Origin of the sequence: Aciduricibacillus chroicocephali, assembly GCF_030762805.1 — a bacterium.
Classification (GTDB): domain Bacteria; phylum Bacillota; class Bacilli; order Bacillales; family Amphibacillaceae; genus Aciduricibacillus; species Aciduricibacillus chroicocephali.
Map to the genome: position 1 here is coordinate 2,639,606 of NZ_CP129113.1, position 12,808 is coordinate 2,652,413.

The following is a 12,808-nucleotide window of genomic DNA, read 5'->3' on the forward strand; positions in this document are numbered from 1 at the left end:
GATTTTTACTTCCATTGCGCGACTTGATCGATAGGCAGACGAACTGATGTATGTCCGTTATCTGCTGCTTTACCAATAGAAATGAGCATAACTGGAATGTAACGATCTTTATCCAATCCAAATACTTCTGTAACTTTGTCTTTTTCATATCCACCGATTGGATTTGTATCGTACCCATAAGCGCGGGCAGCAAGCATAATCTGCATAGATACGAGTCCACCATCTATTAAAACAACATCTTTCATGTCTTCACGTGAAATTTCTTCAAAATATCCTGAAAAGGCAGCATGAATTTCTTCTTTTACTTCTAAAGGCATAAATCCTTTCTCTACAGCTGCTCCGTAGATTTCTTCAAATTTCTCATAATTATTCATATCACCAAAAACAGCAATCACTGCTGATGATGTTTCAACTTGGGTTTGGTTAAAACGTACCAGTGGTGTAAGTGTTGCTTTTGCCTCAGGACTTTCAATCACAAGAAAACGCCATGGCTGCATATTAACGGAAGAAGGAGCACGTGTTGCTAATTTAAGAATTTCTGTCATCTCTTCCTGGCTGATCTTTACGGACTTATCATAATTTTTTATTGAACGGCGTTCTGTCACAATTTTATTGAAATCATTAGTTATTTGCGCTGTGGAAGTCATTGTTGTATCTCCTCTTTTCAGTTTGTTTTCATATACACTTTAGACAAAAATTATATAAAGTGTCTAAAATATTAACTGTATATAACCTTACTCCCCTATCTTCCAGTTGTAAACTAAAAAGATTTGGGAATATCAGGAGCCGAATGAACACGATTAAATTATGATATAATTTCCCGGTAAAGGGAGTGGTAGTTTGAAAAAAATTACACCTGATGAAAAACAGATGATGAGAAAAACCTATGTAAAAAATTTAATCCATATCATTCGGACTCAAGGATTCCTTTCCCTTACCATTCAAGATATCGCAAAAACGATGAATCTAAGCCGAGCTTCCTTGTATAACTACTTTTCTTCAAAGGAAGACATTATTATGGAGCTGACTAATCTCTGTACTGATTATATAAATGAAGCTGGTAAAACCATTTCCAATGAAGAAATATCTTATCCAATTCGTTTACAAAAAGTGTTTGAACAAGCTGTTTCTTCAGCTGTTTACGCTTCAGATATTTATTTAACTGATTTAAAAACAAGTTGTAGGCATCTTTACGATAAGAAGATGCAGTCTAGAAAAGAACAACTATCTGCCCTTCATACGTTTTATCGAAATGGGATGCATGCAGAAGTTTTTAATCAATTGAATCCCTCCATCTTGGTTATTCAGGATGAAACTGTTCTAGGAAAATTGGTGAATACAGCCTTTTTAGCGGAGGAAGAATTGTCATTGAAACAAGCTCTAGTCGATTATTATGTTGCGAAGAAAACCCAGATTCTAAAGCCTGAGTATTTACAATCCAAGGAGAATGAAGATATTAATGCAATGGTGGAAGGCATCCTCAAAAAGCTGGCAGTCATCTAATGACTAAAAAGACTCTTACTCACTGGTAAGAGTCTTTTTTATTTATCGTTTTGCAGCCAAACGTTTTAAACGAGTTTTCTTTTTAAGTTTGATGAGTAGCGCTATTTAATTACCCGGAGGACGATTTCGTTTGTATTTGTTATCGTTTTTCATGTCATTGATTTCTTCTTTGCTCTTGTTCTTTGTCTTCGGTTTTTTACCCTTTGGCATTAACAATAACCTCCCTTTTGATTTTAGTCTGTCTTATATCGTTTAAAGAATTCAGAATGCGTATAACTTAATCAGAATCCTTTATATGGGGTAATTACAATGATTTATTTCCTACGCGCTTTCAGGGAATACCTTTATGAACTTCGCAAATATTAACTTCTAAAAGGAACCTCCCGTCAGAAGCTGCCTTAAGGTATTCGATAAAAGGACAATTCTGAATCATTTGCTTACCTGATGTGTTTTGCTAAATGGTTTTAAAATATATGCTCTAAAAGGTTAAATTTGTGAATTTAACTTTAGAATGCACTACAAAGTTAGGTACTTAAAGAATTTCTTATATATAATTGAGAAAAGGGGAGAACTATATGTCATCTGAGAATCAACATCTAAGTTTTGAAGAAACCACTAGCCGTATCCTTGAGTTAATGAGCAAATTCATCAAGGTAAATACCCTATTTATCGCAAAGAATGACAACTGCACAAATCAAATAATAAAAGCCTTGAATCAGGGAGCAACTCTTGTTGAAGAAAGCAGCACACTTCCCTTTAAGGAGACCTATTGTAAATTGGCTGTTGATCATGGGAATCAACCTCTCATAATCCCTGATATCACAAAAAGCCCATTGACGGATCATCTCAATGTAACCAAGAACCTAGGAAGCGGCTGCTTTATCGGCATTCCCATTTACTATAAAAGTGGTGAGAATTACGGAACGATTTGCGGGCTGGATACGAAGCCTTTTACATTCACCGATGATCATATCGAAATGTTTCAGACCATGGCTTCTTTGTTGACAAATGCGCTTGATTTGGACAAGGCATATAGTGATATAAAAAACCTGTCCACTCCCTTAGTGCCGATCACAGAAGGAGTTGCCATCCTTCCGTTAATCGGGGAAATGAATACGTACAGATCCCAGACGATGACAGAGGTGGTTGTGAGTGAAAGCGCGCGACTCTCACTCAGTCATTTAGTGATTGATTTATCAGGATTAATCATTCTGGATGATGTAGCCGTCAACAACCTTTTGAACTTGGCTAAAATGCTGAAGTTACTGGGAGTTACAGTGGTCATCACCGGAGTTCGCCCTGACATGGCACTCCAAATCACTCATATCTCGATGGAGTTAAATGAAATCATCCTCGAAGCAAACTTGAAAAAGGCCCTTGCTTCTATCGGTTTTACTATAAAAGCTACAACATAAAGATATAGCAAACGAGCGCCGTAATTAGCTGAAGCGATTAAGAGGTGACATAAGCTAATGAACCAGCCCCTCTCCACATATAAGAGAGGGGCTGATTCATTTTTTCCAGATTAAGGAGGAGCTTAAGCCCTCCCTTTTGTAGGCATATCTTAGCTGTTGAATTGTTTCATTAACCCACCATTGTTGGTAAATACAGTGTGCTTCCTCTCTCGTTCATCAGGCGGGAGGCTTAATTTCCACACCTATCTTTATAAACGTTTTGCTTCCAAACTGAATAACATTGATAAATAGATCCAATTGGAGTTGATGACTTGAGTAAGTTCAATTCTGAGAAGCTTTTTACTGAGTACAGAGATGGTGTAACAGCCTCGAGACCAATTATTCCAAGAAAGTACACACTAACGCACTCAGATTATACTGGAGAATTATTCTTAACAATCGGAACTGAAATTGCGTGGGAACAGGTTAACCCTGACATGAGAGACGAAGTCATAGGTGAATGGAAGGCCAAAGGAAATTGTTTACACTACAACGTATTTCTATATATAGATCAAGGAGAGCATGACCTAAACACAGCTACAACGCGAAATGAAATTTTCCGACGCGAATTGCCACTTGCCTTAACGGCTATTCAATACGGTGACAGAGCTTTATTCGACTGTTATTCAGAATTAAATCACGCACCAATAATCGTATACTTTTTATCCAATTACCCTCAGTTTGCCAGGCGAGAGAATTGGGGCAGTTTTAGTCTGTACTCAAACAAGCAATAATACAGTAGGAAAAGAGCCGCTCCAAACCGTTCCAGTCAAGATCAATCATAAGAAAAAGCAACGGCTCTAACCCGGTCTGTACAGGACCATTCGTGGTTAAGAACTATTGCTTTTCTAATGAACCGCTCCTCTTAAAATAGCTTCTCTGGCGTTCCTTTCGTTGCCAAAAAACAGTATCTCAGTTTCCGTTCACCCGTTTGGGCAGCTTGATTGTCACTGTTGTCCCTTCCAGCGCGCCGGACTGAATGCTTATCCCATAGCCATCACCATAATACAGGCGGATACGTTCATCTACATTCGCAATACCTATGCCGCCAAGTTTAACACCTTCATGGCTACGTACATGCTCCAATGCGTCCATATTGAAACCCTTACCGTTGTCTTCGACTGACAGAACAATATTATCATCATGCAGAGAAGCCGCTACCTTAATCAGCCCTTTATGCGGGAGGGGGCGAATACCATGGTAAAGCGCATTTTCTACGATTGGTTGGAGAATCAGTTTCGGGATTCCCACCTCTCTCAGTTTGTCATCGCAATGAATTTCATATTGCAACTTATCGCTGTATCGCTCTTTTTGAATGAACAAATAATGACGGACGTGTTCCAGTTCATGCTCAATTGTTGTCCATTCACTGCCGCCACTTAAGGAAAGGCGGAAGAATGCAGCCAGTGCTTTTGTCAGGTCGATCACTTTCTCATGATCTCCAAACTCCGCCATCCAAATAATCGTATCCAGCGTATTATAAAGGAAGTGCGGGTTAATCTGACTGTGCAGCACATTGATCTCGGCTTTACGTAGATACTTTTCATTTTTCCTTATCTCCTGCATTAGTCCGTCAATCCGTTGCATCATGCTGTTAAAATGCCTTGCCAGACTCTCCGCCTCATAACAACCCTTCTCATCAACTGCAACTTCGGATAAACCAGTTTGCACCGCTTGCATTGCCTGTTCAAGCCGCTGGAACGGTGCGGTAACCCGCCGTGCAAACAGCCAGACACTCAACACTGAAAGTCCGAGCAGAACAAGACCGACCAAGACGAAAATTTCGATCAATTGCCTTTTTACCGCAATTAGACTGTCTTGGGAGGATACGCTGACGAGCTCCCATTCAGCATTTTTTAAATGATACGTATATGTCAGGGTGTTCTCTTTCTTGTCGTATCCTAATTGGTCAGCAACAATCCCCTTTAGCTCCTGTTGTTTCTGCTCATCCTGGAAATAGGCCGGGTTCTTATGGTAAACGACTTCCGACTGGCCGTTTAAAATAAAGGAAAATCCTTTTTCCCCAAGGTTCAGATTGGACAAATAGTCCTCGATAACTTGGTAATCCAAGTCAATGAGCAGCACTCCGATATTGTCGCCCTTTGTATCCTGAATTTCTCGGCTTATTGAGATGACCCAAGCATCCCGGTCCATTGTAAAGCCTTGCATCCTGGCAGAAGTCAGAAAAGGCTGGCCGCCCTTTGCAATTGCCTTCCGGTACCATGTTTCTTCCATCATATTCGCCGACTTGCTCATGATCAGACCCTTCTCATTAGAGATGACCTCGCCATCCTTGCTGACCATGACAACAGACTTGATGAAGCGGTCGGAGGCAAGCGTTGTATTAATCGTTTCTCGAATATCCCTTTTCAAACTCTGTGGCCGAGCTTGTCCTGAGAAATAGCGCTCAAGCTGTGGATTCTCGGCAAGCAAGCGCGAAACAGCTGTCAGCCGATCAATATAAAGATCGATGTACATACCACTTCTATTGACTGCCGTCTTCATGTTAGATTTGGTATCACCCAGCACAATCGAAGACATGCTCAAATAGAGAATTACCGCCATTGGTACGAGCGCAAGCAGGCTGGCAAGCAAATAGTGAAAGGTGATTTGTATGCGCAGTTTCCTGAATTTCTCCCTCAAATGGTGCTTCATTTCTTGGATTGCTCCTTATACCGATTCGGTGAGGTACCAAACTGCTTCTTAAAAGCTGCACTGAAATAATTCGGGTCCTCAAAGCCGACTGCAGCTGCAATTTCATATATCTTCATATCGGTGCTGAGCAGAAGAATCTTCGCCCGATCCAGCCTCGCCGTGATCATATATTGTTGAAACGTAGTGCCGTACAATGTCTTAAACAAAGAACTCAAATAGGACGGGCTGAGAGACAAGGCGTTTGCCAAATAGGAGAGTGAAAAATCCATGTCCCCGATATGGGCGTTGATTTCCTGCTGAATCTGTCTTTTGTAATTGGAAGCTTCCACTGCGCCCCCTGCTTCTGGAATCAGGCCACCCACCAGCCGTGACACTTCATGAGCACGCTTCGCCTCCTGCACCCTCGCTGTAAGCTTGCTCAAAATCTCCTGAATATCCGTCTTTGATACAGGCTTCAAAATATAATCATCCACACCTAGCTTAAGTGCAGTCAGGGCATAGTCGAAGTAATCATAACCTGTAATCATCGCAATTTTGACATCTGGCTTCAGTTCCTTGGCACGCGCAGTAAAATCCAGGCCATTCATTTTCGGCATATTGATGTCGGCGAGCACAATGTCCGGCCGGTATGTTTTAAACAATTCAAGTGCTTCCTCTCCGTCCGATGCTACATACAGGTCGGAAATTAAGAGAGCATCAAAGTCGATAAACGCGCGAATCCCACGAATGAGAAGCGGTTCATCATCGACCACAAGCAATGTATACATCGTGCTCACCCTTTCTAAAAAAAGAAAGGCAGCTACTGCCGCCCTTCTCTTGTTTTGCTATATATTCTACCTTATTTTACGAAACCCTTCAGGTGTCCGTAGCCTTTTTCATCCATCTGATCAAGCGGAACAAAATCAATTGCTGCACTGTTGATGCAGTAGCGCAAACCACCCTTGTCTTGCGGTCCATCATCAAACACATGCCCAAGATGACTGTCACCGACACGACTTCTCACTTCTGTGCGCACCATGTTGAAGCTAGTATCCTTCTTCTCGACAACGACGTCCGGCTCAATTGGTTTTGTAAAACTTGGCCAACCGCATTGGGAGTCATACTTGTCGCGACTGGAGAAAAGCGGCTCCCCAGTTGCTACATCGACATAGATACCGTCTTCAAAGAAGTCCCAGTATTTATTGTCAAAAGCGAGTTCCGTATCTCCGGTCTGTGTCACTTCGTATTGCGCCTTGGATAGTTTCTTTTTCAACTCTGCATCAGTTGGCTTTTTATAATCTTTAGGGTCTATCTGTGAAGGAACATCTTGGTCTTTCAACGAATCGAACGACACATGGCAGTAGCCATCCGGATTTTTTTCCAAGTAGTCCTGATGATATTCTTCTGCCAGCGTATAGTTCTTCAGCAGTTCTACCTCTGTAACAATCTTATCATCGTAGCGCTTCTGTTCTTTTGCCAATGCTTCCTCAATAACTTTCTTTTCCTTTGGATCTGTATAATAAATGCCGGAGCGATATTGTGTCCCGACATCATTGCCCTGCTTGTTCAAAGAAGTCGGATCAACAATTGTGAAATAGCGTTTAAGCAGCTCCTTTAAGGAGACTCGTTCCGGATCATATTTTACATGCACTGTTTCAGCATAGCCCGTATCCCCGGTCACTACTTGTTCGTAGGTCGGATTCCTTGTATCTCCATTCGCATAGCCAGACGTCACATCTGCCACTCCGTAAACCCTTGCCATATAAGCCTCGACACCCCAGAAGCAACCACCGGCAAAGTAAATATCCTTGAGTTTATCTTCGTTAAAATCGAGGCCCTTGTTCGGGTTATCCGGATATTTAGAAGAGGCTGCAGTTTCACCTGTTCCGCTTTCGGGATTTTGGCTCGCAGTGCCAAGTGAACAGCCAGCTAGCATTAGAACAAGTCCAAACAAACCCCATAGATACTTTATTTTCATATTAAACTAGCCCCTTTCCTTAGTTTAACTGATCCATTTCCTTTTTAATTTGCTCATTAGACAAATGGCCTGGCTGGGTTTTCACCAACTCTCCTTTTTCATTAATGAAAGCAGAGGTCGGATAGCCGCGTACCTTGAATTTCTTAACAACCGCCCCGCCTTCGTCAAAGAGCACTGGAAGATTGTCTGTATTGTCCACGCCTTTGAACCACTTCTTAAACGCTTCCTTATCCTTCTCATTGTTGTAATCCGGCGCAACAATAGTGAGCACTTTAAAATCCGTATCTTCCCCGGCAAGCTTGTTCACATCATCAAGCCCTGACAAACAGATCGGGCACCAGGACGCCCAGAACTTCAGATACACTTTCTTGCCTTTGTAGTCAGCCAGATTCACTGTCTTGCCGTTCATATCTTCCAAGACAAATAGTGAATCTTCTTTGCCAGCATCAGTAGTTTGTGAACAAGCTCCAAGTACAACAGCAACAGCCAGCAAGATAAGCAGTTTCTTCAACATAACAGCCGCCTCCTTTTATTGAGGAATAAGAGTCGTAAAGAAATTCAACTGATTCGTCATGAGGAAAATCCCCATGATTACAATGATTACGCCACCTGTAATTCGGATCGTTCGCAAATGACGGTTGAGCTTCTTCGTTTGCCGTAGCAGCACATCCGAGAATACCGCAAGCAATAGAAACGGAATCAGCATGCCCAGCGCATACACAAGCATGAGAAATGCACCATATGCCGCCTGTCCTTCACTCGCAGACAGCCCAAGCACCGCACCAAGAATCGGCCCAATGCACGGTGTCCAGCCGAAACTGAAAGTGAACCCGAGCAAGTACGTACCAATAAGATCCCGCTTGCCGCTCCGCTTCAAGCTGAGCTTATTCTCCCGCTCGAGAAAAGGGATACTGACCAACCCAGTCTGATGCAAACCGAGTAAAATAACTACAATGCCGCAAACAATGAGAAATCCGTCCGTATTGATCAAGCTGCCAAGCGCTCCGGCACCGAATCCAAGCAGGACAAAACTTGTCGAGAGCCCAAAGACGAAGATTACCGTTTTAAAAATGAGCCAAAGATTGATCGTCACCTTGCCAATTGTCAGCTGTCGTCCTCCTGTAGCTGTTTCACTTCCAGAGGAAAGAACTGACACATACACAGGCAACAACGGCAAAATACACGGACTGAGGAATGAGAGTACCCCGGCTATAAGTACCGAGCTTAGTACCAGCGGATCTCCAATCATCCCAGACACCTCCCTGTTTTGAATAACTATCCTAAGTTTATCCGGATTGAATGAGAAATCGTATAGAATGACTTACGGAGAATCTTAGAAATGATAAGGTGCTGAGAAAGCAGCCTTTAGAAAAAAACGAGCTTTATTGTAAAATGACTTAGCATTCTACAATAAAGCCCGAATTATAAATATAAAATAACAGCCTACTCTACACGGAAACGGTCAACACTCTGATTTAGTTCATCTGCCAGTCCATGGAGCATTGCTGCGAAGCTGGCTACCTCTTGCATGGCTGCAAGCTGCTCTTCTGACGAGGCTGCGACATGAGCAGCGTCACCCGAAGATGCATCTGTAATTTCCTCCAAGACGGCAAGCGCGTTCGCTACCAACTCACTTCCTGCTGAAAGCTGTTCTGAGGCAGCAGAAACTTCCTCAATCTGCTCTGACACATCCCGAACAGATTCTACGATTGCACGGAATGTATGCCCTGCTTTATTGGCAATCTGGGTACCCGTCTGGGCTTCTGTCATGGACTGATCCAGAGCAACGACGGTATCACTCGTGTATGCACTGATACCTTGAAGTGTGTCTGTTATCTTCTCTGAAGACGTTTTCGACTGTTCAGCAAGTTTGCCAATTTCTTTTGCCACCACAGCAAAACCTTTACCATGCTCACCTGCCCGCGATGCTTCGATCGATGCGTTGAGTGCAAGCAAATTCGTCTGATTCGCAATGTTGCTGATGAGGGCTGCCATTTCACTGACTTCGTCGCTCAAATGCTTCAGTCCATGGATAGCTTCCACCGATGTTTTCAAGTTTTGTTCAATGATACTCATTTGCGTAACAGTCGTTTCCATGTCCTTCATTCCGGCGTTTGCACTATCAGCTGTAACTGAAGCCAGTTCTGAAACGACAGAAGACGCGTCTGCAATTCGGTAAATACCTGTTGTCATTTCCTTCATGGAGTGCTGAGAATCCTTCGTATGACGCAGTTGTTCATCGAGTCCTCCAGCAATGTTTTGAATAGCTTCTGTGATTTCCTGTGTAGCTGCTTCAGTCTGAGCAGCGCTCTCTTGCAATTGAGAAGATGACGCCGCAACATCACCGGAAGATTTCTTTATGTTGTGGGTCAAATCCCGAAGTCCACTGACCATCTGATTAAACGAGCCTGCCGCCTGTCCAATCTCATTCCCGCTCAGTACAGGGATTTCCACGGTCAAGTCACCTTGTGAGGCTTGTTCAGATACTTCCGCTAAACGGACAAGCGGACGCAGCATTTTGCGAAGAATAAATGCTACGAAACCGATTAACAGTGCAACAAACAATAGACCCATCGCGATATTCGTCCAAAGAATTCGTTGAAGTTCCTTTTTGACAATCCCATAATCAAAATCGACTCCAAACAACGCAACCGGTTTGCCGTTCACGTCCTCGATCGGCGACAAATATGAGATGAACGTCCCACCTTCATCCGTATAAACATCAGTCAAGGAACTACCGTTTCTCATGGCTTCTTCGTAACCTTGAAGAAATACCGAGTCCAATTCGTATAACGATCCTAAAACTTCAATCCTCTCACCTGGCTCCCGAGCTTGCTCTGAATTATACAAGTAGGCTTTGCCATTTTCTCTAAAAATGTCCGGCGTTAATAAATAGACATCCTTTACCAATCGATTGGATTTCATGGCATTTAGAGTACGCGGAAGTTCCTCGAATGCTTCTCCTTTAAATGGCTTATGCTCAAGGATTGCCTCCGTTGCCTCAGCAACAAGCGGTTCTTTTTGCTGAGTGATGGCTTTGAAAGCCTTCCCATACTCTTCAAATTGCTGGAAATATGCCTCTCGTTGATCACGAATGGACAGGGAAATCATCAAACCGATTACCGTAATAATGAGGGCTGAGAGAACAAGTGAACTCGTAACTGCCAAACTCCTAGGCTTTGTTTTTACAGAGTCACTGTTGCTCTTAATATTTCGTAATTCTTTTCGTTTATTTAAGGAAAAACCCATTTACATTACACCTACTATTTCTGCTCTTATTTGAAATCCTAAATCAGGTAAGTCATATATAAATTATACAATTATAGTACTTTTGACGCAAAACAAATTTTAGTATAGCTTTAAAAATTAGTACCAAATAAATATATTATTTCTGATAAATGAGGTATTAAGATACAACAAAATATGAAGATAAGACGTCATTTTTGCATTACGCTCTTAGATAGAGAATAGCCATTACCTTTTAACAGCAAAGGAAAAAGCGTGTACTCACCCAACGGAGTACACGCTTTCCTTATTTCCAACCTTCTTACTTCTTTTATATCTCAGGAACCCAATCAAAAGGTACAGCTTGAGCTCGGTATACCATTGGGTTTTCAATCGTATTCGTCCCTGCCGAGGTGAAACCAGGATAAGGATTAATATATTCCCACACGATTTCGCCAGAAGCGGTAATCTGGAAGATGCGCCCATTCATCCCTTCATTGATCAAAGTGTTGCCATTTGGCAATCTCTGCACGTTTCCAACGAATGATGTATGGAATGACCAGACCGGATCGCCTGAATCTTCAGCAGTGTATTGCCATACAATTTCTTTCGTTACTGGATTAATCTCAAGAACTCTTGAACCAGCATATGTAGCAAGCGAAACTGGCGGGTAACCGGCCCCTCCCTGATTATCTAATAGAATTAAATTTCCTGCTCCAGGAAGACCTTCAGGGATTAAGTGCGGTTTATGCTGACCAGAAGTTTGATCGAGTGGACGCGGAACTTCTCTGTTCAGTAATCGATAATAAGGATTCGAATCAACACTGCTATAAGGCCCGATTCGCCACACAATATTTCCACTTTTCTTCTCAATAATCGCAACAAAATTACCTTTTCTTGAGCTAATGATGATATTGTCCGGGTGGAATACCTCATTCCTACCGTCATACCACTTGTTTGGACCTAATATCTGCGAAGTATTCAATTCAAGGTAGCCCCATGGATCTTGATCTTTTCTTTTTAAGGATTGGCGCAAATCATTCAACCCTTCTTCCGAAAACCCAAACTCTTCGATATGATCGCCTGCAAGCCAACTCCATACAATCTCTCCAGCTGGATTAACTTCATAGATGCCTTGGTCACCCACCTCTACATCACCCAATAGCGGGACAACACGAGGCTTCGTAATCAATAACAAAGTATTGCCATTAGCTAGACGCTGCCAGTCATGATTTTGTCTTGCTGCACCACTTGGAGCTTGCTCTCCCCACTTCCAAACGGGGTCACCATTCCAGTCAACCTCAGCCACAATCCTGTTACCGTAAATGCCAAAAACCAACTCTTCGATCATTTCGTATTGAACCAAGACATGACCACGCTTACCACCAATCAAATTCGGATCAATGACATCACCAGGCAGCCCTTGATAATCCCACTGATGTACTTGCTGACCTTCCATATTAATTAAATGAGTCTTTCCATCAAGTGCACTAAAGCTTATCAAAGATTGGTAAGCCTTATCCTGATCCGCATAAATCAGTCCTGAACGACGAGTTCTAGTGTTCATTCGTATCCCTCCTGAAATAAAAAAGGCTAATCAAACCATCGCCGAGTGGATAGTCTGATTAGCCTCCAGTTATCTGGTCAGCTTTATACATTAGTATTCATACCTATTTAATTGTATTTAGGATACATTAGAAATAGAATTTTGTAAACATCTATAATTCCTTTTGAATTCAATGGTTAAGGACTGTTGCTAAATCAAAGGATTTTCAGCTCAGCCATTTTCATTTACATAAGTTAGCTGCTACAGTACCAATTCGAAAAAGTTGTTTCAGGAAACTGACGCCACTACGTCCTTTCTCTTTTTAAGAATATAAGCCAGTTACCGTACGGCCATTGTTTTAAAATTTACCAAAGAAGCGTTTTGTTCCAAACTTTTCAAGTATAATGAACGATATCAGATCATGCATACAATACTTGTTGAAGAGAATTCTATACATAGGACGAAAAA

Annotated in this window: 11 protein-coding genes; 3 read left to right on the forward strand and 8 right to left on the reverse strand. The window is 42.1% G+C overall.

Annotation, left to right across the window (positions count from 1 at the left end):
- Positions 1–5: 5 nt before the first annotated feature.
- Positions 6–647, reverse strand: coding sequence for a nitroreductase family protein (locus QR721_RS13465; protein ID WP_348027845.1), 642 nt, complete (start codon positions 645–647; stop codon positions 6–8).
- Between the two features lie 193 nt (positions 648–840).
- On the opposite strand from QR721_RS13465, the gene QR721_RS13470 reads away from it, so the two are divergent.
- The 3 genes from QR721_RS13470 to QR721_RS13480 all read left to right on the forward strand — a co-directional run bounded on the left by QR721_RS13470 (position 841) and on the right by QR721_RS13480 (position 3,691).
- Positions 841–1,503: a TetR family transcriptional regulator gene (locus tag QR721_RS13470; RefSeq protein WP_348027846.1), complete on the forward strand. Its 663-nt coding sequence runs from the start codon at positions 841–843 to the stop codon at positions 1,501–1,503.
- A gap of 575 nt (positions 1,504–2,078) precedes the next feature.
- Entirely contained in the window at positions 2,079–2,918 is an 840-nt protein-coding gene (locus QR721_RS13475; protein WP_348027848.1) for an STAS domain-containing protein, read from the forward strand.
- A 311-nt stretch (positions 2,919–3,229) separates the two neighbouring features.
- Positions 3,230–3,691 carry a staygreen family protein gene (locus QR721_RS13480; RefSeq protein WP_348027850.1) on the forward strand — a complete coding sequence of 154 codons (462 nt, stop codon included), beginning with the start codon at positions 3,230–3,232 and terminating at the stop codon, positions 3,689–3,691.
- Between the two features lie 178 nt (positions 3,692–3,869).
- On the opposite strand, the gene QR721_RS13485 is transcribed toward QR721_RS13480, so the two are convergent.
- From QR721_RS13485 to QR721_RS13515, 7 genes are all read right to left on the reverse strand, one after another.
- A complete protein-coding gene (locus QR721_RS13485) occupies positions 3,870–5,612 on the reverse strand; it encodes a cache domain-containing sensor histidine kinase (protein WP_348027852.1) in 1,743 nt (580 codons plus the stop codon).
- Positions 5,609–6,379 carry a response regulator transcription factor gene (locus QR721_RS13490; RefSeq protein WP_348027854.1) on the reverse strand — a complete coding sequence of 257 codons (771 nt, stop codon included), beginning with the start codon at positions 6,377–6,379 and terminating at the stop codon, positions 5,609–5,611. Before QR721_RS13490 ends, QR721_RS13485 begins: the two co-directional genes overlap by 4 nt.
- A gap of 71 nt (positions 6,380–6,450) precedes the next feature.
- Positions 6,451–7,569 (reverse strand): peptide-methionine (R)-S-oxide reductase MsrB, encoded by a 1,119-nt coding sequence (gene msrB / locus QR721_RS13495; RefSeq protein ID WP_348027856.1) that lies wholly within the window; start codon positions 7,567–7,569, stop codon positions 6,451–6,453.
- Positions 7,570–7,588: 19 nt separating this feature from the next.
- The gene (locus QR721_RS13500) at positions 7,589–8,083 is read right to left on the reverse strand and encodes a redoxin family protein (RefSeq protein WP_348027858.1); all 495 of its coding nucleotides are present in this window, start codon (positions 8,081–8,083) and stop codon (positions 7,589–7,591) included.
- A gap of 15 nt (positions 8,084–8,098) precedes the next feature.
- Entirely contained in the window at positions 8,099–8,818 is a 720-nt protein-coding gene (locus QR721_RS13505; protein WP_348027860.1) for a cytochrome c biogenesis CcdA family protein, read from the reverse strand.
- Positions 8,819–9,012: 194 nt separating this feature from the next.
- The gene (locus tag QR721_RS13510) at positions 9,013–10,818 is read right to left on the reverse strand and encodes a methyl-accepting chemotaxis protein (RefSeq protein WP_348027862.1); all 1,806 of its coding nucleotides are present in this window, start codon (positions 10,816–10,818) and stop codon (positions 9,013–9,015) included.
- 307 nt (positions 10,819–11,125) lie between these two features.
- The gene (locus QR721_RS13515) at positions 11,126–12,361 is read right to left on the reverse strand and encodes an arylsulfotransferase family protein (RefSeq protein WP_348027864.1); all 1,236 of its coding nucleotides are present in this window, start codon (positions 12,359–12,361) and stop codon (positions 11,126–11,128) included.
- Positions 12,362–12,808 lie beyond the last annotated feature (447 nt).